Here is a 21,445-nt window from a genome sequence, read left to right as displayed (position 1 = left end):
CGCTCAGTGCGGCGCGAGCCCCAGCTCGACCCCCGTCTTGTCATGCAGCGCGAAGCGATCGACGATGTCGGCGCTGGCGCGGTTATAGCCGATCACCTCGACTTCACGGCCGTCGCGCCGCAGCCGGGCGACGATCTTGTCGAGCGCGCCGACGCCCGAGATGTCCCAGAAATGCGCGCCTGTCACGTCGATCAGCACGCGCCGCGCGCGGTCCTCGGCCTGGAAGGCCCGCGTGAAGCGCTCGACCGACGCGAAGAAGATCTCGCCGGTGACGCGATACGTCGCCTCGGCCGCGTCGTCGGACAGCGCGCGCTCGACCGCGAACATGCGCTGCACCTTGCCCGCGAAGAAGATGCCCGACAGCAGCACGCCTGCCAGCACGCCGAGCGACAGATCGTGCGTCAGCACCACCACCGCCACCGTCGTCAGCATCACGACCGACGAGGTGGGCGGATGCCGCCGCAGATTGAGAATCGAGTTCCAGCTGAACGTGCCGATCGACACCATGATCATCACCGCCACCAGCGCCGGCATCGGCACGCGCCCGACGAACGGCCCCAGCACCGCGAGCAGGAACAGCAGGAAGGCGCCTGCCACGAAGGTCGAAAGCCGGCCGCGTCCGCCCGAGGTGACGTTGATGACCGACTGGCCGATCATCGCACACCCGCCCATGCCGCCGAACAAGGCCGCGACGATGTTCGATCCGCCCTGGCCCGCGCATTCCTGCCGCTTGTCGCTGTCGGTATCGGTCATGTCGTCGACGATCTGCGCGGTCAGCAGCGATTCGAGCAGCCCCACCGCCGCCATCGTCAGCGAATAGGGCAGGATGATGCGCAGCGTCTCCAGCGTGAGCGGCACCTGCGGCCATGCAAGGCTCGGCAACCCTTCGGGCAGCCGGCCCATATCGCCGACGGTGTTCACTGGCAGCCCAAGCGCGATGCTGACGATGCTTAGCACGAGGATCGCCACGAGCGGCGAGGGGATGGCGGTGGTCAGCCGCGGCAGCCCGTAGATGATCGCCAGCCCGGCCAGCACCATCGCATAGGTTTCCCAGCCGACATTGGTGAGCTGCGGGAGCTGCGCCAGGAAGATGAGGATGGCGAGCGCGTTGACGAAGCCGGTGATGACCGATCGCGACACGAACTGCATCACCAGATCGAGCCGCAGCAGCCCGGCGGCGATCTGGATGATGCCCATCAGGATCGTCGCGGCGAACAGATATTCCACACCATGCTCGCGCACCAGCGGCACCACCAGCACGGCGACGGCAGCGGTTGCCGCAGAGATCATGCCGGGCCGGCCGCCGATCAAGGAAATGGTGATCGCGATCGCGACCGAGGCGTAGAGGCCGACGCGCGGATCGACGCCGGCGATGATCGAAAAGCCGATCGCCTCGGGAATCAGCGCGAGCGCGACGACGATACCCGCCAGCACGTCGCGGCGGGCGGAAGCGCCGTCGGTGAACCACTGACGGCGATAGGCTGCGAGATTGAAGGTCATTGAAAATCCACAACAGGGCACAGCGCGCCGGACGGCGCATCGGGGAGGCGTGCATGTTGTTGTCCGGCGGATCGGCGGCCGGAATAGCCACCCGGAATTGCACCGGGTCCTTGCGAATGGCGGCCCCATAGGCGAACCGGCGCGGCAAAGGCAAGTGCGGCCGGGCGGCTGCGCGTCACCGGTAGAAGCGCAGGTTATCGATCTCGATCCACTGCTTGCCGCCCGGCGCGCCGCTCAGCTCGATCTCGATCTTGCGCAGGCTCGCGGCATCGAAGCGCGCTGCGGCGTCGCGGCTGGCGAAACGCTCGAAAGGCAGGCGGATGCGCGTACGCCGCGCGCCGGCGTCGAACCCGGCGGCGAACCATTGCGACTGGCGCAGGCCATATTGATCGAACATCAGCCGGTACGCGCCCGCACCGCGCACCGTGAGCATCACGCCGGCAAAGCCGCTGGCATCGGCAAGCTGCACGCCGCCGGGCGTCAACGGCAGCGAAAGCCGCGCATAGGGACGCGGCGCCGCGCCGAAACGCGCCAGCGCGAACAGCCGCCGGGGATCGGGCAGGCGGACATGCTCAAGCTCGCTGTGATCGACCCCCGCATCCGAATTGTCGACGATCAGCGTGCCAAGATCGGTGCGCCCCTCGGGGCCATTGCCGCTGTAGATCGGCCCCGGCATCGCGGTGCGCGGGAGCGGCGACATCGCGGTCGAGCCGAGCAGCTCCGCCAGCCGTGCGCGATTCACTCGGCGGCCCGCCAGCACCACTTCGCGCACGGCGAATAGGTCGTCGATCCGGCGATCGGGGCGGCCTGCCACCAGCAACAGGTCGGCACGCTGGCCGGGTGCGATGCGGCCATGGCGGGGCGTGTCGTTGAGGATCGCGGCGCTCGCCGATGTCGCAGCGGCGAGCGCACGCGCCGGTGTAAGCCCCGCTTCGGTGAGCAGGCGGATCTCGTGCAGCGTCGCCGATCCGTGATAGACCCCGCCGATCCCCGCATCGGTGCCGACGCCGATCGCGATGCCCGCGTCGGCGAGCGCCTTCACATTGGCGCGCATGATCGCCCAGCGCCTCGTCTCCAGCTCGGGGATCGCGGTTTCGGTGTCACGCCGCGCCTCGGCCGCCGCTTCGGGCGCGCGCAGTGCGGCGGCGGCACGCGGGGTGAACCGGCGCGTCTGGAGTGGTTCGTACACCGCGAGCGTCGGGACATAGGCAGTGCCGCGCGCGCGCATCAGCGCGACGACCTCGTCATCTACGGGCGCGTCGCCGATGCCGTGACCCAGCGCATCGACACCGGCGCGCGCCGCGAGCTTGGCGCCGGCGAGCGTCACCGTATGCGTGACGACGGGCACGCCCGCCGCATGTGCGGCATCGACGATCGCGGCAAGCGTCGGCACGTCCATGCTGGTGAGGTCGGGGCTGCGGCCATAGCGCCAGCCATCGGTGAACACTTTGATGACGTCGGGCCTGTAGGCCAGCGCCTTGCCCATCGCCAGGCGCGCGGCGCGCGGGGTGTTGACCTCAAGCGTGAAGTCCTTGCCCCAGCCATATTCGGCGCCGTGCCCGCCCGGCGTGCTCAGCCGGATCGCGAGCTTCAGGTGCGGGGCGGGCACCGCGCCCGATGCCGTCATCGCGCGGATGGGAGCGAGCATCTCGTGGTAGACCGAGAAATCGGACGCGGTGGTGACACCTGCCGCCAGATAGGCGGCATAGGCCTTGCCCGGATCGTCGGGGCCGCCAAATCCTGGCGAGCGCATGTGCGTATGCAGATCGTGCAGGCCGGGCAGCAGCGTGTGTCCTGCACCCTCGATCACCGTCGCGCCCGGCGGCGCTGCGATGCGTGGCGCGACGCGCACGATGCGCTCGCCTTCGATCAGCACGTCGCCGGGTTGCGCGGCGCTGCCGCTGCCGTCGAACACATGCGCCCCGCGGATCAGCAGCGCCTCGACCATTGGCGGCGCGGCACCGCCCGCCGTCAGCGGCAGCGTAAGCGCGGCAAGGATCGCCAGCGGTTTCAAGGTTTATGGCCCGGTTGCATCGCCACGGACCCTAGGGCGAGGCGGCAGGGGTGCAACCCGCACACAGGCTATTATGCCGCGCGGTTATGCGTTGGCCGCGCAATCCTATGGCTGTGCTTGCCGCGCACGGCAGTCGCGATAGGGTGCCCCGATGCCGCATCGTGCCGCCCTTATCGCTCTCCTCGTGCTGCCTGCGTGCGCCGCTGCCGATCAGGCCGTGCCGCGCCCCGCCGCCGTCACAGCCACCGCACCGCTTGCCGATCCCGGACGCGATCCCCCCTTTGCCGGTACGCGCTGGGGCCTGCTGGTCGTCGATGCCGAGGGGCGCGACGTCGTGGCGATCGAACCCGATGGCCGCTTCCTGCCGGCATCGAACACCAAGCTCGCAACCGTGGCCGCCAGCTTCCACGCGCCGCTGCCGCCGCGAGGCGGTACGCGGGTCGCCTTCGAGAATGGCGACGTCGTGCTCTGGGGTGCCGGCGATCCGCTGCTCTCCGACGCGGCCGATTGCGCCAGCACCTGCGTCGCGACGCTCGCCGATGCCGTCGCCGCCCGCCATCGCCGCGTGCGCGACGTCGTCGGCGACGACCGGCTCTGGCAGCATGATCGCTGGGGCGGGGGGATGGCGTGGAACAACCTGTGGACGCGCTCGGGCACCGCCACCTCGGCGCTGACGCTCAACGCGAACACCACATGGCTTGTCGTCCGTCCGGGCGTATCAGGTGCACCCGCCGTGGCGCGGATCGAGGACGACTGGTTCACGCTCGATAATCGCGCCGTGACGGGCAGCGAAACCGCGCTCTCGCTCGATCGCCAGCCCGATTCGCGTGTGGTGCGGCTATCGGGCACGATCGCCGCCGACGCTTCCGAGCAACGCTTTCCGCTGGGTATCGACGATCCCGCCGCGTGGACGGCGCACCGCTTCGCCGTACTGCTGGGCGCGCGCGGCGTCGCGGTTACGGGGAGCGCACGCGCAAGGCATCGGATCGAGAGCGTTGCGCCCAATCCCCCTGCGGCGCTCGCAACGCTCGAACCGTCGGCCGACGAGACGGCGCGGACGCGCCTCATGAAGGACAGCCAGAACCTGTTCGCCGAGATGGCGCTGCGGCGCCTGGGGCAGGGGAGCGCTGCCGCCGGTCTCGATCGTGTCGCGGCGATGTTCAGCGCTGCCGGCGCGCCGCGCGCGGGCTGGGATCTGTCCGACGGGTCGGGCATGTCTACCTACAACCGGCTGTCGCCGCGCGCGGTGGTGGCGCTGCTGCGCTGGGCCGATCGTCAGCCCTGGGCGAAAAATTGGCGCGCGACGTTGCCCGTCGCCGCGACCGACGGCACGCTGGCCCGGCGCTTCATCGGCACACCACTCGCCGGCCGGCTGTGGGCCAAGACCGGATCGCTCAACGCGACCTCGGCGCTGTCGGGCTATTTCGAGGGTGCGAGTGGGCGCCGCTACACCTTCGCCTTCTTCGCGAACGACGTGCCGGCTAACGTGCCGTCTGTAACCGCGCGGATGGACGCCGAACTCGTCGCGCTTGCCGCACAGCTATGATGTTAGCGGGCGCCGCGATTCGCCGCGGCAACGTGATCGACGACTGCGACATGCAGCTTGCGGTCGAAGCTGACGCCGATCTCGCCGGGTTTCACCCAGCGTACGTCGCACTTGATCGATTGCAGCTTGTCGATCGTCAGATAGATCGACTGGCCGACCTGGAATTGCCGGAACGTCGCGATGCGCGCGCCGGTGGACGATATGTCGAGCAACTCGACGGGATGCTGGCCCAGATAGGGTTCGGAAATCTTGCCCTGTGCCGACAGCGACACGCGACAGCTGGCCCGTTGATCCTGCAATGCCTGCGCACTCGATCGCACGAGGACCTCCTGTAGCAAATACGCGAATACTCGGGCCGAAAACTACGCCTGATCGGTAACCAAAAGCTTACCGGGCGCTCGCCAGCACACCCTCGACGGCGCGTTGCCAGCCGGCCAGCCGGGCGGCCCGGTGCGCCGGATCGGCAGCGGGCGTGAAGCTCTCGACCGGGCCGCGCATCGCCGCCACTGCATCGTCGAGCGTCGCGAACCACCCGCAGCCAAGCCCCGCCAGCATCGCCGCGCCCAATGCCGTCGTTTCGGTGAAGTGCGGCCGGTCAACGGCGATCGCCAGCATGTCGGCCAGGTCCTGCGCCATCCAGTCATTGGCGACCATTCCCCCGTCGATGCGCAGCCGCGCCCAGTCGGCGCCGTCGGCGGCGAACGCGGTCTTCAGGTCGTGGCACTGGTGCGCCATCGCCTCGAGCGCGGCGCGCACGATATGCGCGCGCCCGCTGGCGAAGCTGAGCCCGGTGATCGCCGCGCGCGCGCCGGGCTCCCACCAGGGCGCGCCGATGCCGGCAAGCGCGGGCACGAGATAGACTCCGGCATTGTCGTCGACCGATCGCGCGAGTGCTTCGCTTTCGTCGGCCCGCGCGATCAGCCCCAGCCCGTCGCGCAGCCACTGGATGAGGCTGCCCGCCACGAATATCGAACCCTCGATCGCGTAGCTGCGCCGCCCGCCGATCTGCGTCAGCACCGTGCCCAGCAGGCGGTGGCGAGATGTCGGCGGCGCGCTTCCCGCATTGGCCAGAACGAACGCGCCGGTGCCGAACGTCGCCTTCGCCTCGCCGCGCGACAGGCAGCCCTGGCCGATCGTCGCGGCCTGCTGGTCGCCCGCCAGCCCGGTGATCGCGATGCGGCCGCCGAACAACGTGGTTTCCGCAAGCTCGCCGGCATTGTCGACGATCGTCGGGAGTGCGGCGCGCGGCGCGCCGAACAGCTCGACCAGTCCGTCGTCCCATTGCCCGCTGCCAAGGCCCATCAGCAACGTTCGAGAGGCGTTGGCGGCATCGGTGACGTGTGCGCCGCCGGTCAGCTTCCACACCAGCCAGCTCTCGACGGTGCCGATCGCCAGATCGTCGCCCGCCGCGCGCAGTTGCGGCCAATGTTCCAGCGCCCAGCCGATCTTGGTGCCCGAGAAATAGGGATCGAGCAGCAGCCCGGTGCGCGCCTGCACGCCGCTTTCCTCACCCGCCTCGCGCAGGTCGCGGCAGATCGCGGCGGTGCGCCGGTCCTGCCAGACGATCGCGGGGGCAAGCGGCCTGCCCGTTCGGCGCGACCAGAAGCAGATCGTCTCGCGCTGGTTGGCGATGCCGATCGCCGCGATCCGCTCGGCGCCGCCGGCATCGGCGATCGCCGCGCGCGCGACGCGCTCGGTCAGCTGCCACAGATCGTCGGCATCCTGCTCGACCCAGCCGGGGCGGGGATAATGCTGCGGGATGTCGGCCGCGTGCGTGGCGCTGCACGAACCGTCGCGCGCGAACAGCATCGCGCGGGTGGAGGTGGTGCCGGCATCGAGGACGAGCAGATGTTTCATCGCCAAAGGCTAGGCGAGCGCGGTGCCCATTTCCACAACCCGTGCGAACGGCTAGCATCGGCGCGTGAGCGACAATCCCGAATTGATCGAGCCCGGCGCTGCCGGTCCGGCCCCCGCCGCCGCATCGCTGGTGCCCGGCACCGCGCATGCCGCCGAATTGCCCGAGCCGTCTGCAAGCGAGGAGCTGCGCCGCGATCGCCTGCTCGCCGCGCTCACCCTGATGGCGGGCGTGGGCTTGCTGCTCGCAATGCCCTTCGCGCTCCAGGCCGGATCGCCCTTCTTCCTGCCGCTCACCGCAGCCTTCGTCATCGCCATCGCGCTGGTGCCGGCGCTCGAGTGGCTCGAGCGGCGGCGCGTGCCCGCGCCGCTGGCAGCATTCACCTGCGTCGTGCTGTTCCTCGCGGTTGCCAATGCCGCGCTCGCATCGATCGTGCTGCCGGCGTGGCAATGGGTGCGCATCCTCCCCGAACGTATCGAGCGCATCCAGTCGAACATCGCGCCGCTCATCGATTTCTATTCGTCGGCCGAGCGCTTCGTGAACCGCACGATTGAGAATTTCGCCACCGCGCCGGCGCGCGAGGCGGCGACCGTCACCGCCGCGCCGCCGCCTACCGGGCTGATCGACTGGGTGGGCACCTCGGCGCCCTCGGCGATCATCGAATTCTTCTTCGCGATCCTCGTCATCTACTTCTTCCTGAGCGGCTGGACGCGGCTGCGCAAGGCGGCGATCACCAGCCGCCAGAGCTTCGGCGGCGCGATGGCGACGGCGCGCGTCATCCAGGACGTGGTCGACGATACCTCGGCCTATCTCGGCACCATCACGCTCATCAACATCCTGCTCGGGCTTACCGTCGCGGGTGCGCTCTGGGTGGTGGGGATGCCGACGCCGCTGATGTGGGGCGGCATCGTCGCCCTGCTCAACTACATTCCGTATTTCGGCCCGGTCATCGCAGCACTCCTGCTGGCGCTCGGCGGCCTGATGACCTTCAGCGATGTCTGGCTGGCGCTGCTGCCAGCGGCGATCATGACCGGCGCGCACCTAATCGAAGCCAATGTCATCACGCCGCTGATCGTCGGCCACCGGCTGACGATCAACCCGATCCTCATCCTCGTCTCGCTGAGCTTCTGGGGCTGGGTGTGGGGCACGCCCGGCGCGCTGCTGGCGGTGCCGCTGCTCATCATCATCCAGACGGTGCTCGGCGCTGCCGGCAAGCCCGATATCGCCGGTTTCCTGTTCGAGCACGGCACGCTGGTGAAGGAGCCGCCGCGCGGCATCGATGCTTTGCTCAAAAAGCCGCCCGAGGCGAGTTGACAGCCCTTGGGGGCACGGTTAGAGGCCGCCTCCTCACGAAGGCCAAGCGGGTGTAGCTCAGTTGGTTAGAGCGCCGGCCTGTCACGCCGGAGGTCGCGGGTTCGAGCCCCGTCACTCGCGCCATCGTGAAACCAGACGCGCCCGATGCCGACCGGCATGCGGGCGCGTTTTGCATCCGGGCAGCGCGCATACGGACATTCGTGCTCGGCTCGTCGCGTTTTGTCGAAACCTCGGCGTCCTGATGCGTTGATCTGTCAACGGTGGTCGCAGGGACGCGCCGGTCGAGCAGGAGAGCGTCGCCATGGCAGAACCGTCCCGCCCGGGCGAGCGGCTGATCGCATCCGATCGTGTCGAGGACACCGCAGTGCACAACCGCGACGGCGAGAAGCTGGGCCATGTCGAACGGCTGCTGATCGATCGCGCGTCGGGACAGGTCGAATATGCCGTGCTCGCCTTTGGCGGCATTCTCGGCATCGGCCACCGCCATTTCCCCTTGCCCTGGCAGGCGCTGCACTATGATCGCGCGCAAGGCGCCTATGTCGTGGACCTCACGCGCGAGCAGATCGAGGGCGCTCCGAGCTACGAGGACGAGGAACCGCGCTACGATCTGCCCTATGCGCAGCAGCTCCACGCCTATTACGGCCTCGCCTATATGTGATCGCCGCCGCTTTCCATCCAGCGCAGCAGCGGCTTGAGCGGCAGGATCCACACGATACCCGCCGCCAGATAGACCAGCGCCTGCACGATGCCCGGAAGCTGCCCGATCACGCCCGAGAAGCTCGCCACGAGCACCGACCATACGAGAATCAGCGCAAGGATCGCGAACATGCCGGCGGGTTTGCGCCAGTTGGGCTGCATCAGCTTCGGCCTTCCAGATAATCGCGCTCGGTAACGATGGCGTCGAGCGGCACGTCGAATGCGTCGACTGGCACGCTTTCGACCTGCTGCATGCTCCACGCCACGCCCAGTCGCCAGGCGCGCGAGCGGGCGGCGAGCGCGCGATCATAATGCCCGGCCCCCTGGCCGAGCCGGTGGCATCGCGCGTCGAACGCCACGAGCGGCACGAGCACGATCGCGGGGTCGATCGTGCACGCATCGGCCGGCGGCTGGCGAAGCCCGAACGGTCCGGATTCAAGTGGAACGCCTTCGTCCCAGATGACGAAGCGAATGGGCTCGGCGCGACTTGTCACGAACGGCAGCGCCAAGGTGCAGCCGGCCGCGCGCGCGGAATCGACCAGCAGGGCAGGATCGGCCTCGCCTCCTATGGGAAGATAGGTCGCGACGATGGGCCGTGCGGCCAGCCGTTCGAGATAGGCTGGCGGCGGCACGATCGCGCGGGCATCAACCGAATGCGCGAACGCGGCGCGTGCGGCGCGCATGTCGCTGCGGATCGCGCGCTTTCGCGCGGCGATGGCATCGGTATCGATCATGTCGGAAGGTGGCGGGACCGCCATGGTCGTTTACCTGAAAATCCTCTGACGCCAGTAACGTCAGGTGGGCGCCATATACGTCGGACCAGGGCCCGGGCAGGGACGGCTCCCATGGATGGTTCTATCGCCTCAGGGATAATCGCAACGGCTCGTGCCGGGCAGTACCCGCCGCTATCCAATCTAGGCGTTCGCGGGCGCTTCCTCAAGAGCGGCGGCGACGGCTTCGAGCCGATCGGCCACGCGATCGAGCAGCATCGCCGGCACCGCCTCGGCGGGGCGCGCTTCGGTTTCAACCAGATCGTCGGCCAGCATTAGCGCGATGAACAGCATCGTCCGTTCGGCCGACATGCCGCCCGATGCGCGCGTAGCGGCCTCGCCATGCGCTGCGAGCCGCGCGCCCAGCCGTTCGAGATGCGCCTCCTCGCCATCGCGGCACTGCACCTTGTGCACGCGCCCGGCGATCGAGATCGAAACTTCGCCCATCAGTGCGGCCCCCCTGCCTGCGTCACGCGAATCAGCCGCGCCGATCCTCGCGCGCGATCAGATCGTCGAGCGCGGTGACGGCTTCTTCCATGCGCGCTCGCAGCGCCGCATGACGACGCGCGAGCGCATCGGCCGAATGGGCGCGCGCGGCGGCGGCCTTCTCGATGCGGGCGACGGCGCGCTCGATACGATCGACGGCGGCGGGCGGCGATGGAGCGTTCATGCGCCAGGGGATAGCATGACGTCAGCGTCGGACAAGCCTTGCCCGCCGCGATCCGATCGGACGTTCGGGGCAGTCCGGCGAGCGCTGGTGCGCAGTGGCTGCGGTTGACGCGGCGGCGCAGTGTCCGCAAAGGCGTGGCGGCTTTTTCATGGCGTGCGGATTCGCTCGATGCGTCCAGCGCGCCGGCTCCCAGGGGGTGCGATGCAGGGTATCGAAGGCGATTGCGCGAACGCGATCCGCGCGCTGGCGATGGACGCGGTCGAGGCCGCCAATTCGGGGCATCCGGGCATGCCGATGGGCATGGCCGACGTCGCGACGGTGCTGTGGCAGCGCTATCTGAAGTTCGACGCCGCCGACCCGCACTGGGCCGATCGCGATCGGTTCGTGCTATCGGCGGGCCATGGATCGATGCTAATCTATGCGCTGCTGCACCTCACCGGCCATGCGCGCCCCACGATCGACGATATCGAGGCGTTCCGCCAGGTCGGCAGCCCGTGTGCGGGCCATCCCGAGAATTTCGAGCTTCCCGGCATCGAGGCCACCACCGGTCCGCTGGGGCAGGGCTTCGCGATGGCGGTGGGCATGGCGATCGCCGAGCGGCATCTCAACGCGCATTTCGGCGACGACCTGGTCGACCATCGCACCTGGGTGATCGCCGGCGACGGATGCCTGATGGAAGGCATCAACCACGAGGCCGTCGGCCTTGCCGGCCACCTTAAGCTCGGTCGCCTCAACGTGCTGTGGGACGACAACCGCATCACCATCGACGGTGCGGTCGATCTTTCGTCGAGCGAGGATATCCCGGCACGCTACCGCGCATCGGGCTGGCACGTCGCCGAATGCGACGGGCACGACATGGCGGATATCGCGCGCGCGATCGACGAGGCGCTCGCGAGCGACCTGCCGAGCCTCATCCGCTGCCGCACGATCATCGGCAAGGGTGCGCCGACCAAGGCCGGCACCTCGGGCAGCCACGGATCGCCGCTCGGTGCGAGCGAGATCGAAGGCGCGCGTGCCGCGCTTGGCTGGAGCCATGCGCCGTTCGTGGTGCCCGACGATGTGCGCGAGGCGTGGCTGCGCGCCGGCAAGCGTGGCGCCGACGTTCACGCCGCATGGGCGGATCGGCTCGCAAATCACTCGGATCGCGAGACGTTCGAGCGTCGCATGCGCGGCGATCTTCCCGATGTAGCGGGTGTGGGCGAGGCCTATATCGCCGGGTTGCTGGCCGACCCCAAGACCGTCGCCACGCGCAAGGCGAGCGAGATGGCGCTCGAGGCGCTCACCGCCGCGATCCCCGATCTGGTCGGCGGCTCGGCCGATCTCACTGGATCGAACAACACCAAGACCAAGGCGACGCAGGCACTTACCGCCGAGAATTATGGCGGCCGCTACATCTACTACGGCATCCGCGAGTTCGGCATGGCGGCGGCGATGAACGGGATGGCGCTGCACGGCGGCATCGTGCCCTATGGCGGCACCTTCCTGGTGTTCAGCGACTATTGCCGCCCCGCCATTCGCCTGTCGGCGCTCCAGAACGCGCGCGTCGTCTACGTCATGACGCATGATTCGATCGGGCTGGGCGAGGACGGGCCGACGCATCAGCCGATCGAGCACCTTACCAGCCTTCGGCTCATCCCCAATTGCGATGTGTGGCGCCCCTGCGACACCGTCGAGACGGCGGAGGCCTGGATCGCGGCGCTCGAGCGGAGCGACGGTCCCTCGGTACTGGCGCTAAGCCGTCAGAACCTGCCGCAACTGCGCACCGCCGCCGGAATGGAAGCCGCACGCGGCGGCTATCGCCTGCTTGCCGCCGAAGCGCCGCGCCGCGTGATCCTGATCGCTACGGGCTCGGAGGTCGAGATCGCAGTCAAGGTCCGTGCGCGGCTCGAGGCCGAGGGCATCGGTGCCGATGTCGTGTCGATGCCGTGCTGGGAGCGGTTCGACGCGCAGCCCGCCACCTATCGCGCCGACATCCTGCCCGATATCGACCCCGCGGCGCTGCTGCGCGTCTCGATCGAGGCGGGCGCGACGCTTGGCTGGGAGCGCTATACGATGGTCAACGGCCTGCGCTTCGGCATCGATCGCTACGGCGCGTCGGGACCGGCGAAGGATCTTTACGCCAAGTTCGGCCTGACGCCCGAGAACATCACCCGCGCCGTGAGGGAACGGCTGCAAGTGCAGGAGAAGTAAGCGCATGACCAAGGTTGCGATCAACGGTTTCGGGCGTATCGGCCGGCTGGTGGCGCGTGCCATCCTCGAGCGTCCCGAAAGCGGTCTCGAACTGGTCACGATCAACGACCTCGCCGATGCGAAGTCGAACGCATGGCTGTTTTCGCGCGATTCGGTGCATGGCCGCTATTCCGGCAACGTCGCTGCCGAGGGCGACGATCTCGTCATCGACGGCAAGCGCATCAAGGTGACTGCCGAGCGCGACCCCGCCAACCTGCCGCACGCCGAGCACGGCATCGATCTGGTGCTCGAATGCACGGGTTTCTTCACCGACAAGGCGGCTTGCGAGAAACACCTCGCAGCGGGTGCGAAGAAGGTGCTCATCTCGGCCCCCGGCAAGGGTGTCGACCTCACGGTGGTGTACGGCGTCAACCACGACAAGCTCGAAGCGGGCCACACCATCGTCTCGAACGCAAGCTGCACCACCAATTGCCTCGCGCCCGTCGCCAAGGTGCTCAACGACGCGATCGGCATCGAGCGCGGGCTGATGACCACCATCCACGCCTATACCAACGACCAGAAAATCCTCGACCAGATCCATCCCGATCTGCGCCGCGCACGCGCTGCCGGCATGTCGATGATCCCCACCACCACCGGCGCGGCGCGCGCGGTGGGCGAGGTGCTGCCCGAACTCAAGGGCAAGCTCGATGGCTCGGCGGTGCGCGTGCCGGTGCCCGACGGCAGCCTGGTCGATCTCACCTTCACCCCGGCGCGCGACACCAGCGTCGAGGAAGTCAACAAGCTGCTCAAGGATGCGTCGGAGAACGGTCCGCTCAAGGGCGTGCTCGCCTATAGCGACGAGCCGCTGGTCTCGATCGACATCGTTCATACGCCCGCCAGCTCGACCGTCGATAGCCTCGAAACCGCGGTGATCGACGGCAAGCTGGTGCGCGTCGTCAGCTGGTACGACAATGAATGGGGCTTCTCGAACCGCATGGTCGATACCGCCAGCGCCATGGCTAAGCTGATCTGAGATGGGCGGGCGCATCGCGGGTATTGCCCGCCACGCGCGCGCGCGCGGCCCGATGGAGACGCTCGACCAGGTGATGGTAAGCGTCGACGGCGGGCTGGCGGGCGATTTCCGCGGTGCGATCCGCCCCGGCGGCAAGGGGCGGCGGCAGGTGTCGCTGATCGAGGCGGGCGACTGGGCGGCCGCGATGGCCGAGACGGGGCATTCGCTCGACTGGTGGCACCGCCGCGCCAATCTGCTCGTCGAGGAGTTCGATCTGCCGCAGCTGCCGGGCGCGCGGCTGCGGATCGGCGACGTGGTGCTCGAGGTCACGCAGGAGTGCGATCCGTGCAGTCGCATGGAGGAGATCGCCGACGGGCTGAAGGCCGCGCTGACGCCTGATTGGCGTGGCGGCGTGCTTGCCAAGGTCATCTCGGGCGGCCGCGTCGTCATCGGCGATGCGATAACGATATCAGACGGATAGGAACGATTGATGGCACGCGCATTCAAGACGCTCGACGATATGGGCGACGTGACGGGAAAGCGCGTGCTGGTGCGCGCCGATCTCAACGTACCCATGGCCGATGGCAAGCCCGGCGACGACACGCGCTTGCGTGCCGCGGTGCCCACCGTCAGCGAACTCTCCGATCGCGGGGCGATCGTCCTCGTGCTCACGCATTTCGGCCGGCCGAAGGTGCCCGCGCCCGAGCACAGCACCGCGCAGCTGACGCGACCCTTCAGCGACGTGCTGGGCCGTGACGTGCGCTATGTCGACTGGGAGGGTGACGCCGAATCGACCGCGATGCTCCAGCCCGGCGACATCGCGCTGCTCGAGAATACGCGCTTCTTCGGTGGCGAGGAGAAGAACGCGCCCGAGACGGTCGATCGCTTCGCCGCGCTCGGCGATCTCTACGTCAACGACGCCTTTTCCGCCGCGCACCGCGCACACGCCTCGACCGAGGGTCTGGCGCGCCGTCTGCCGGCGTTCGCTGGGCGGCAGATGGAAGCCGAGCTCGATGCGCTCGACAAGGCACTGGGTGCGCCCGAGCATCCCGTTGCCGCGGTGGTCGGCGGCGCCAAGGTCTCGACCAAGCTCGATGTGCTCAAGCATCTGGTAGGGCGCGTCGATCATCTCATCATCGGCGGCGGCATGGCCAACACCTTCCTCGCCGCGCGCGGAGTCGATGTCGGCAAGAGCCTGTGCGAGCATGATCTGGTGCCCGTGGCCGAGGCGATCTTCGATTCGGCCGATCGCGCCAACTGCACCATCCATCTGCCCTATGATGTCGTTGTCGCGAAGGAGTTCGCGCCCAACCCGCCTTCGCTGCGCACCTGCAACGTGCATGAGGTCGCCGCCGACGAGATGATCCTCGATATCGGCCCCGCCGCGACCGAGGCCCTTGGCGACGTGCTCAAGACCTGCCGCACGCTGGTGTGGAACGGTCCGCTGGGCGCGTTCGAGACGCCGCCCTTCGACGCCGCGACGATGGCGCTGGCGCGCACCGCCGCGGCGCTCACGCGCGAAGGATCGCTGGTGTCGGTCGCGGGCGGCGGCGATACCGTGGCGGCGCTCAACCAAGCCGGCGTGGCCGAGGAGATGAGTTTCGTGTCGACCGCAGGCGGCGCGTTTCTCGAATGGATGGAAGGGCGCGAGCTGCCGGGGGTCGCCGCGCTGGCGCGCTGAACGGCGCGCTGTTGCCCCGCCGTCCGCGCGCGGCTAAGCGGCCAGCAACATACGTATGCAGCGACAGGGGAACCGCATGACGCCGACGGTGAAGGCCATTCTCGCCAATTATGAGTCGGACAATCCCGGCGTAAAGGCCAATCTCTATCGCATGCTGATGCAGGGCCGTCTTGGCGGCACCGGCAAGATGATTATCCTGCCCGTCGATCAGGGGTTCGAGCATGGGCCGGCGCGCAGCTTCGCGATCAACCCTGCTGCCTATGACCCGCACTATCACTACCAGCTCGCGATCGACGCCGGCCTCAGCGCCTATGCAGCCCCGCTCGGGATGCTCGAGGCAGGCGCCGACAGCTTCGCGGGCCAGATCCCCACGATCCTCAAGGTCAACAGCTCGAATTCGTGGGCGACGGGCATCAACCAGGCAGTGACCGGCGGCGTCGACGATGCGTTGCGGCTCGGCTGCGCCGCCATCGGCTTCACCATCTATCCCGGCGCCGACGACGTGTTCGACATGATGGAGGAAATCCGCGAACTTGCCGCCGAGGCCAAGTCGGTCGGCATCGCCACCGTCATCTGGTCGTATCCGCGCGGCGGCAAGCTTTCGAAGGACGGCGAGCTGGCGCTCGATGTCGGTGCCTATGCCGCGCACATGGCGGCGCTGCTCGGCGCGCACATCATCAAGGTGAAGCTGCCGAGCGACCATATCGAGCAGAAGGACGCCAAGAAGGCCTATGCCGAGTTCGACGGCTCGACGCAGGCGAAGCGCGTCGCGCATGTCGTGAAGGCATGCTTCGACGGGCGCCGTATCGTGGTGTTCTCGGGTGGAGCGGCCAAGGGCGCCGATGCCGTCTATCAGGACGCGCGCGACATTCGCGATGGCGGCGGCAACGGCTCGATCATCGGCCGCAACACCTTCCAGCGGCCGCGCGACGAGGCGCTGGCGATGCTCGACAAGCTCGTCGACATTTATCAGGGCGCCGAATGAGATGACGGTGGGCGCAGCCGATCCGGCCGCGCCCGCCATTCGCCTGCTGGGCGCCGCCGACGCGCCGCTGTTGCGCGCGATGCTGGCTCTGTTCGCCGAGGCGTTCGAGGATCGTGACAGCTATTGCGGCAACCAGCCCGACGATGCGTATCTGGCCGATCTGCTGGCTGGGCGCGATTTCATCGCGGTCGCGGCGATCGATGCGAGCGGCGCGGTGGTGGGCGCGCTGGCCAGCTATGAACTGCGCAAGTTCGAGCAGCCGCGCAGCGAGATCTACATCTACGATCTCGCGGTCGCCGCGCCATGGCGCCGCCGCGGCATCGCCACCGCGCTGATCGAAAGGCTGCGCGCGGAAGCGGCACGCCGCGGCGCATGGGTCATCTTTGTACAGGCCGATCATGGCGACGATCCGGCGATCGCGCTCTACACCAAGCTGGGTATGCGCGAGGACGTGCTGCATTTCGATATCGCGGTCGGCAAACGCGAGTGACCTCACCCTAACCCGTTCGTGTGGAGCGAAGCCGAAGCTGCGCCGTCGAATGCCTCGACATCACTCGGGAAGACGGAAGTGTGGGTTAATCCCCGTCCTACCGCTCTACTGCCGCTGTCTCGCGCCGCGTGACCTCGGGCGCGTTCTCCCAGCCGCCGCCCAGCGCCTTGAACAGATTGACCTGTGCGTCGGCGAGCGCCGCGTCCGATTGCGCGCGCGCGGCGCGGGCGTTTGCGCGCTCGCTCTCGGCGTCGATCAGCTGCAGGAAACTCTCGGCGCCGTAATCGAAGCGCAGCCGCGAGAGGCGTGCGGCTTCGCCTGCCGCACGCTCGGCGCGTTGCAGGCTGCGGTTGCGATCGAGTTCGCCGGCATAGCGGGCAAGCGCCTGCTCGACTTCGCGCAGCGCCGTCAGCACCACGCCGTCGAAACTCGCCAGACTGCCCTCGGCCACCGCCTCGGCCTGGCGCAACCGGCTGCGCGCGGCAGTCTGGTTGGGGAAGCTCCACGAGATGAGCGGCCCGAGCGAGAAGTTGAAGCTGTCGTCGTCGATCAGGTTGTTCAGCTGCGTCGAGCCCAAGCTCACCGATCCGAGCAGCTGGATCGAGGGATAGAGCGCCGCCGTCGCCACGCCGACACGCGCGGTATCGGCGGCGAGCTGGCGTTCGGCCTGGCGTACATCGGGCCTGCGCGCGAGCAGCGCGCGGCCGTCGCCCACGGGGATGACCTGCGCCACGCGCGGCGGGCGGGCGCAGGCGTTGGCAGTGGCGTCGATCTCGGCGGGCGGGCGGCCGGTGAGTGTCGCCAGCGCATAGAGCGATGCGCGCCGCTCGGCCTCGAGCGCGGGGAGCTGCGCCTGCGTCTGCTGGAGCAGCACGTCGGCGCGCTCGACATCGCGCTGCTGGCCGCGCCCGGCTTCGAACAGCCGGCGCGTGAGGTCGAGCGTCTGCTGCTGGAGCTTCACCGTCTCGCGCGCGACGGCGAGCTGGCTGGCGTTGCTGCATGCCTGCGCATAGGCGCGTGCCGTCTCGCCCGCGACCGACACGCGTGCGGCATCGACCTGCGCGGCGGCAGCTGCGACATCGCCGCGTGCAGCCTCGACAGCGCGGCTGACCCCGCCGAACAGGTCGAGCTCGTAACCGACGTCGAGCCCGAGCGTGAAGAAGTCGGTCTCGAACGAGGGAATCTGCTGCCCCTCGCCGAACTGTGCGCCGAACTGGTTCGATCCGGTGCGCTGGCGCGTATATTGCGCCGCCACGTCGGTGCTGGGCAGCCGCCGGCCGCGCGCCTCGCTCAGCAATGCGCGAGCACGCTGAAGGTTCGCAGCGGCGACGCGGATGTCGGTATTGTGCGTCAGCGCCTCGGCGACCAGCCGGTCGATCGCGGGATCGTCGTAGAGCTGCCACCATTTTTCGGGCAATTGCGCGGCTGAAACTGCCGACAGCCGCTGCGCCTCGGCGAAGGTCGCCTCGGCGGTGATGCCACCCGGCGGGGCGGGGCGCGCATAATCGGGGCCGACGGCGCAGGCCGACAGCATCAGCGCGGCGGTGAGTGCGGCGATCCGCTTCATGCGGCTTCTCCCTGCGGCGTCGCGGCGTGCGTGGTACGGCGGCGGCGCAGGCTGCCCGCCCAATCGCCCAAGCGGCGGCTGATGACGTAGAAGGCGGGGGTGAACAGCAGGCCGAACAGCGTCACGCCGATCATCCCGAAGAACACCGCGACGCCCAGGGCGGCACGCAGCTCCGATCCCGGCCCCGAGCCGATCACCAGCGGCAGCACGCCGAGGATGAACGCGATCGAGGTCATGAGGATCGGGCGCAGGCGCTGGGCCGCGGCATGCTGCGCCGCCTTGTACATATCCTCGCCGCCATCCTCGTTATGCTTGGCGAACTCGACAATCAGGATGGCGTTCTTCGCGGCCAGCCCGATGAGTACGACAAGCCCGATCTGCGTCAGGATATTGTTGTCCATACCCATCAGGTTGACGCCCAGCATCGCCGCCAGCAGGCACATCGGCACGATGAGGATGACGGCGAAGGGCAGCGTCAGGCTCTCGTAGTTCGCCGCGAGCAGCAGGAACACGAACAGCACCGCGAGCCCGAAGGCGATCACGCCGGTATTGCCCGCCTGCTTCTGCTGGAAGGCGAGGTCGGTCCATTCGAAGGCCATGCCGTCAGGGAGCGTCTCGTTGGCGATGCGTTCCATCGTCGCAAGGCTCTGGCCCGTCGAAAAGCCGGGAACGGTATCGCCCTGCAACTCGGCCGAGGGGTAGAGGTTGTAGCGCACCACGCGATACGGCCCGCTGTCGTCGCGCAGCGTCATCACCGCGTTGAGCGGCACCATCTGCCCGCTCGCCGAGCGGGCTCGCAGCCGGCCCACGTCGGACGCCTGGTCGCGATAGGGCGCATCGGCCTGCGCCGTTACGCGAAAGGTGCGGCCCAAGAAATTGAAATCGTTGATATAAGCCGATCCCAGATAGGTGCCGAGCGTTGCGAACACGCTGCCCACGGGCACGCCCAGCTGCTCGGCGCGCTCGCGGTCGATGTCGGCGTAGAGGCGTGGCGTGCGCGTGTTGAACAGGCTGAACGCGCCGACGATGCCCTCGGCTTGGTTGGCCTTCATCATCATCTGCATCGCCGCGCCTTCGAGGGCCGCATAGCCGCGGTTCTGGCGATCCTCGATCATCATCTTCCAGCCGCCGCCGGTGCCGATGCCGGGCACGGGGGGCGGGGGAATGACGAGCACCATGCCTTGGCTCAGCTGGCCGAAGGCGCCGCGCAGCTCGTTGGCGATCACGTCCGAATGCGCACGCTCGCCCTGCGGCTTGAGCGTGATGAACATCGTCGCCGCATTGGGCGCCGCCGAGAAGCTCGTGCCGTCGAGGCCGGCGAGCATGATCGTGTCCTTGACCGCCGGGTTCTGCTTGGCGAGCGCATTGGCTTGGCGCACCAGCTCGGTCGTGCGCTCGAGCGAGGCGCCCGGCGGCAGCTGGGCAGCGGCGATGACGAAGCCCTGGTCCTGCGGCGGGATGAAGCCGGTGGGCGTCGCATAGAAGCGCCAGCCGGTCATCGCGATGAGCAGCAGATACACGACGGCGACGATGCCGAGCTTGCGGATCGTCCTGGCGGTCAGCCGCCCGTAGCGGTCGGCGAGCCAGTCGAACCCGCGATTGAAGCCGCGCGCGAAGCGGCCGGGCAGGCCGCGCCAGCCGGCACGCGGCTCGGCGTCATGCGCCTTGGGCTTGAGGACAAGCGCCGCCATGGCAGGCGACAGCGTGAGCGACACGAACGCCGAGATCGCCGTCGCCGAGGCGATTGTCAGCGCGAACTGCTGGTAGAAAGTGCCCGAAATTCCGGGGATGAAGCTCGTCGGGATGAACACGCCGCACAGCACCAGCGCGATCGCGATCAGCGCGCCCGACACCTCGTCCATCGTCTCGTGCGCAGCCTGGAGCGGGCTCAGGCCCTTCTCCTCCATCAGCCGCTCGACATTCTCGACCACCACGATCGCGTCGTCGACGACGATGCCGATCGCCAGCACCATACCGAACAGCGACAGCGAATTGAGCGAATAGCCGAAGGCGAGCAGCACCGCGAGGCTGCCGACGAGCGAGATCGGGATCGCGAGGATCGGGATGATCGCCGCGCGCCAGCTCTGGAGGAAGACGAGCACCACGATGCTGACGAGGATCACCGCCTCGATCAGCGTCGCGAACACCGCGTCGATCGATGCCGAGATATATTCAGTGGGGTTGTAGGCGATGGCATACGACATGCCCGGCGGAAAGCTCTCGGCCATGCGGTCGAACTCGGCGATGACCGCATCGGCGGTGTCGAGTGCGTTCGATCCGGGCAGCTGGCTTACCGCGATCGCGGTCGATGCCTTGCCGTTCAGGAACACGTTGATCGCGTAATTCTCGGCACCGAGCTCGATGCGCGCAACGTCGCGTAGCCGTGTCAGCGCGCCGCCCTCGCTGCGCTTGAGCACGATCGCGCCGAATTGCTCGGGCGTCGTCAGCCGTCCTTCGGCCTGGAGGCCGAGCTGGAACGCGGTCTGGCCGGTGTTGAACGGCGGCTGGCCGATCGTGCCCACCGCCGCCTGCACGTTCTGCGCGCGCACGGCATTGGTGATCTCGTCGACGGTCATGTTGCGCGCGGCCGCCAGATCGGGATCGATCCAGATCCGCATCGAATAGTCGCGGCTGCCGAACGCTTGCGCATTGCCCACGCCGTTGACGCGCGAGATCTGGTCGAGCACCTGCGTGCCGATATAGTTCGACACATATTCCTGGCTGAGCGAGCCGTCGGGCGAGAAGAACTGCGCGATCAGCAGGAAGTCGGGCGACTGTTTCAGCACCGTCACGCCGATCTGCCGCACCTGCTCGGGCAGGCGCGGCTCGGCGGAGGCGACGCGGTTCTGCACCAGCACCTGCGCCTGATCGGCGTCGGTACCCTGCGCGAAGGTGATGGTGATCTGCACCTGTCCGTCGCCGGTGTTCGACGACGACATGTAGATCATGTTCTCCACGCCGTTGACCGCTTCCTCGATCGGCGCGGCCACCGTCTCGGCGAGCGTCTCGGCCGATGCGCCGGGATATTGCGCGGCGATCACCACCGTGGGCGGCGCGATCTCGGGATATTGCTGCACCGGCAGCGTGGGCAGCGCGACCAGGCCGAACACGAGGATGAGGATCGACAGCACCGCCGCGAAGATCGGGCGGTCGATGAAGAAGTGCGGGAACTTCAT

At 68.4% G+C, this 21,445-nt stretch carries 19 protein-coding genes, 1 tRNA gene and 1 other annotated feature; of the genes, 10 read left to right on the top strand and 10 right to left on the bottom strand.

Going from position 1 to position 21,445, the window contains the following annotated elements; translation table 11 throughout:
- Positions 1 to 3: 3 nt before the first annotated feature.
- Both FBR43_RS10100 and FBR43_RS10095 read right to left on the bottom strand, forming a co-directional pair.
- Positions 4 to 1,500 (bottom strand): SulP family inorganic anion transporter, encoded by a 1,497-nt coding sequence (locus FBR43_RS10100; protein WP_136943018.1) that lies wholly within the window; start codon positions 1,498 to 1,500, stop codon positions 4 to 6.
- A 57-nt stretch (positions 1,501 to 1,557) separates the two neighbouring features.
- Positions 1,558 to 1,613 (bottom strand) — a sequence feature (sul1 is cis-regulatory element that is thought to sense ions involved in sulfur or methionine metabolism; They are found in Alphaproteobacteria).
- A gap of 62 nt (positions 1,614 to 1,675) precedes the next feature.
- Positions 1,676 to 3,514 (bottom strand): amidohydrolase family protein, encoded by a 1,839-nt coding sequence (locus FBR43_RS10095; protein ID WP_136943017.1) that lies wholly within the window; start codon positions 3,512 to 3,514, stop codon positions 1,676 to 1,678.
- Between the two features lie 151 nt (positions 3,515 to 3,665).
- On the opposite strand from FBR43_RS10095, the gene dacB reads away from it, so the two are divergent.
- Complete coding sequence (gene dacB, locus FBR43_RS10090) at positions 3,666 to 5,060, top strand: D-alanyl-D-alanine carboxypeptidase/D-alanyl-D-alanine endopeptidase (RefSeq protein WP_136943016.1); 1,395 nt, start codon at positions 3,666 to 3,668, stop codon at positions 5,058 to 5,060.
- A gap of 2 nt (positions 5,061 to 5,062) precedes the next feature.
- On the opposite strand, the gene FBR43_RS10085 is transcribed toward dacB, so the two are convergent.
- Both FBR43_RS10085 and FBR43_RS10080 read right to left on the bottom strand, forming a co-directional pair.
- Complete coding sequence (locus FBR43_RS10085; RefSeq protein WP_169542573.1) at positions 5,063 to 5,380, bottom strand: PilZ domain-containing protein; 318 nt, start codon at positions 5,378 to 5,380, stop codon at positions 5,063 to 5,065.
- Between the two features lie 67 nt (positions 5,381 to 5,447).
- Positions 5,448 to 6,917, bottom strand: a complete 1,470-nt coding sequence (locus FBR43_RS10080; protein ID WP_136943014.1) for an FGGY family carbohydrate kinase — start codon at positions 6,915 to 6,917, stop codon at positions 5,448 to 5,450.
- 127 nt (positions 6,918 to 7,044) lie between these two features.
- On the opposite strand from FBR43_RS10080, the gene FBR43_RS10075 reads away from it, so the two are divergent.
- The 3 genes from FBR43_RS10075 to FBR43_RS10065 all read left to right on the top strand — a co-directional run bounded on the left by FBR43_RS10075 (position 7,045) and on the right by FBR43_RS10065 (position 8,887).
- The gene (locus FBR43_RS10075) at positions 7,045 to 8,229 is read left to right on the top strand and encodes an AI-2E family transporter (protein ID WP_394344049.1); all 1,185 of its coding nucleotides are present in this window, start codon (positions 7,045 to 7,047) and stop codon (positions 8,227 to 8,229) included.
- A 46-nt stretch (positions 8,230 to 8,275) separates the two neighbouring features.
- Positions 8,276 to 8,352, top strand: a tRNA-Asp gene (locus tag FBR43_RS10070).
- Between the two features lie 178 nt (positions 8,353 to 8,530).
- Complete coding sequence (locus FBR43_RS10065; RefSeq protein ID WP_136943013.1) at positions 8,531 to 8,887, top strand: PRC-barrel domain-containing protein; 357 nt, start codon at positions 8,531 to 8,533, stop codon at positions 8,885 to 8,887.
- Here the strand turns inward: FBR43_RS10065 and FBR43_RS10060 are convergent.
- From FBR43_RS10060 to FBR43_RS10045, 4 genes are all read right to left on the bottom strand, one after another.
- Positions 8,878 to 9,087: a DUF2842 domain-containing protein gene (locus FBR43_RS10060; protein WP_136943012.1), complete on the bottom strand. Its 210-nt coding sequence runs from the start codon at positions 9,085 to 9,087 to the stop codon at positions 8,878 to 8,880. The two genes, FBR43_RS10065 and FBR43_RS10060, sit on opposite strands and share 10 nt — an antisense overlap.
- Complete coding sequence (locus tag FBR43_RS10055; protein WP_136943011.1) at positions 9,087 to 9,659, bottom strand: 5-formyltetrahydrofolate cyclo-ligase; 573 nt, start codon at positions 9,657 to 9,659, stop codon at positions 9,087 to 9,089. Before FBR43_RS10055 ends, FBR43_RS10060 begins: the two co-directional genes overlap by 1 nt.
- 180 nt (positions 9,660 to 9,839) lie before the next feature.
- The gene (locus tag FBR43_RS10050) at positions 9,840 to 10,142 is read right to left on the bottom strand and encodes a cell division protein ZapA (protein WP_136943010.1); all 303 of its coding nucleotides are present in this window, start codon (positions 10,140 to 10,142) and stop codon (positions 9,840 to 9,842) included.
- A gap of 31 nt (positions 10,143 to 10,173) precedes the next feature.
- Positions 10,174 to 10,365, bottom strand: coding sequence for a hypothetical protein (locus FBR43_RS10045; protein ID WP_136943009.1), 192 nt, complete (start codon positions 10,363 to 10,365; stop codon positions 10,174 to 10,176).
- 201 nt (positions 10,366 to 10,566) lie between these two features.
- Between FBR43_RS10045 and tkt the strand changes: the two genes are divergently transcribed.
- The 6 genes from tkt to FBR43_RS10015 all read left to right on the top strand — a co-directional run bounded on the left by tkt (position 10,567) and on the right by FBR43_RS10015 (position 16,702).
- Positions 10,567 to 12,555 carry a transketolase gene (gene tkt, locus FBR43_RS10040; RefSeq protein ID WP_136943008.1) on the top strand — a complete coding sequence of 663 codons (1,989 nt, stop codon included), beginning with the start codon at positions 10,567 to 10,569 and terminating at the stop codon, positions 12,553 to 12,555.
- Between the two features lie 4 nt (positions 12,556 to 12,559).
- On the top strand, positions 12,560 to 13,567 hold the full coding sequence (gene gap, locus FBR43_RS10035) for a type I glyceraldehyde-3-phosphate dehydrogenase (protein WP_136943007.1): 1,008 nt from the start codon (positions 12,560 to 12,562) through the stop codon (positions 13,565 to 13,567).
- A 1-nt stretch (position 13,568) separates the two neighbouring features.
- Entirely contained in the window at positions 13,569 to 14,027 is a 459-nt protein-coding gene (locus tag FBR43_RS10030) for an MOSC domain-containing protein (RefSeq protein WP_136943006.1), read from the top strand.
- Between the two features lie 9 nt (positions 14,028 to 14,036).
- Complete coding sequence (locus FBR43_RS10025) at positions 14,037 to 15,227, top strand: phosphoglycerate kinase (protein WP_136943005.1); 1,191 nt, start codon at positions 14,037 to 14,039, stop codon at positions 15,225 to 15,227.
- Positions 15,228 to 15,303: 76 nt separating this feature from the next.
- Positions 15,304 to 16,212 carry a class I fructose-bisphosphate aldolase gene (locus FBR43_RS10020; RefSeq protein WP_136943004.1) on the top strand — a complete coding sequence of 303 codons (909 nt, stop codon included), beginning with the start codon at positions 15,304 to 15,306 and terminating at the stop codon, positions 16,210 to 16,212.
- Between the two features lies 1 nt (position 16,213).
- On the top strand, positions 16,214 to 16,702 hold the full coding sequence (locus FBR43_RS10015; RefSeq protein WP_136943003.1) for an AAC(3)-I family aminoglycoside N-acetyltransferase: 489 nt from the start codon (positions 16,214 to 16,216) through the stop codon (positions 16,700 to 16,702).
- 97 nt (positions 16,703 to 16,799) lie between these two features.
- On the opposite strand, the gene FBR43_RS10010 is transcribed toward FBR43_RS10015, so the two are convergent.
- Together FBR43_RS10010 and FBR43_RS10005 are read right to left on the bottom strand one after the other, a co-directional pair.
- On the bottom strand, positions 16,800 to 18,269 hold the full coding sequence (locus FBR43_RS10010) for an efflux transporter outer membrane subunit (protein WP_136943002.1): 1,470 nt from the start codon (positions 18,267 to 18,269) through the stop codon (positions 16,800 to 16,802).
- Complete coding sequence (locus FBR43_RS10005) at positions 18,266 to 21,445, bottom strand: efflux RND transporter permease subunit (RefSeq protein WP_136943001.1); 3,180 nt, start codon at positions 21,443 to 21,445, stop codon at positions 18,266 to 18,268. The genes FBR43_RS10010 and FBR43_RS10005 overlap by 4 nt, the downstream gene beginning before the upstream one ends.

Source organism: Sphingomonas baiyangensis (genome assembly GCF_005144715.1).
GTDB classification, from domain to species: domain Bacteria; phylum Pseudomonadota; class Alphaproteobacteria; order Sphingomonadales; family Sphingomonadaceae; genus Sphingomonas; species Sphingomonas baiyangensis.
This window is presented reverse-complemented; position numbering and strand designations above follow the sequence as displayed.

What these genes read in the sequence shown, in the direction of transcription:
- FBR43_RS10050 (WP_136943010.1), bottom strand. Translation starts at nt 10,142, where the DNA reads ATGGGCGAAGTTTCGATCTCGATCGCCGGGCGCGTGCACAAGGTGCAG.
- gap (WP_136943007.1), top strand. Translation starts at nt 12,560, where the DNA reads ATGACCAAGGTTGCGATCAACGGTTTCGGGCGTATCGGCCGGCTGGTG.
- FBR43_RS10080 (WP_136943014.1), bottom strand. Translation starts at nt 6,917, where the DNA reads ATGAAACATCTGCTCGTCCTCGATGCCGGCACCACCTCCACCCGCGCG.
- FBR43_RS10100 (WP_136943018.1), bottom strand. Translation starts at nt 1,500, where the DNA reads ATGACCTTCAATCTCGCAGCCTATCGCCGTCAGTGGTTCACCGACGGC.
- FBR43_RS10020 (WP_136943004.1), top strand. Translation starts at nt 15,304, where the DNA reads ATGACGCCGACGGTGAAGGCCATTCTCGCCAATTATGAGTCGGACAAT.
- FBR43_RS10055 (WP_136943011.1), bottom strand. Translation starts at nt 9,659, where the DNA reads ATGATCGATACCGATGCCATCGCCGCGCGAAAGCGCGCGATCCGCAGC.
- FBR43_RS10030 (WP_136943006.1), top strand. Translation starts at nt 13,569, where the DNA reads ATGGGCGGGCGCATCGCGGGTATTGCCCGCCACGCGCGCGCGCGCGGC.
- FBR43_RS10010 (WP_136943002.1), bottom strand. Translation starts at nt 18,269, where the DNA reads ATGAAGCGGATCGCCGCACTCACCGCCGCGCTGATGCTGTCGGCCTGC.
- dacB (WP_136943016.1), top strand. Translation starts at nt 3,666, where the DNA reads ATGCCGCATCGTGCCGCCCTTATCGCTCTCCTCGTGCTGCCTGCGTGC.
- FBR43_RS10015 (WP_136943003.1), top strand. Translation starts at nt 16,214, where the DNA reads ATGACGGTGGGCGCAGCCGATCCGGCCGCGCCCGCCATTCGCCTGCTG.
- FBR43_RS10065 (WP_136943013.1), top strand. Translation starts at nt 8,531, where the DNA reads ATGGCAGAACCGTCCCGCCCGGGCGAGCGGCTGATCGCATCCGATCGT.
- FBR43_RS10025 (WP_136943005.1), top strand. Translation starts at nt 14,037, where the DNA reads ATGGCACGCGCATTCAAGACGCTCGACGATATGGGCGACGTGACGGGA.
- tkt (WP_136943008.1), top strand. Translation starts at nt 10,567, where the DNA reads ATGCAGGGTATCGAAGGCGATTGCGCGAACGCGATCCGCGCGCTGGCG.
- FBR43_RS10005 (WP_136943001.1), bottom strand. Translation starts at nt 21,445, where the DNA reads ATGAAGTTCCCGCACTTCTTCATCGACCGCCCGATCTTCGCGGCGGTG.
- FBR43_RS10060 (WP_136943012.1), bottom strand. Translation starts at nt 9,087, where the DNA reads ATGCAGCCCAACTGGCGCAAACCCGCCGGCATGTTCGCGATCCTTGCG.
- FBR43_RS10045 (WP_136943009.1), bottom strand. Translation starts at nt 10,365, where the DNA reads ATGAACGCTCCATCGCCGCCCGCCGCCGTCGATCGTATCGAGCGCGCC.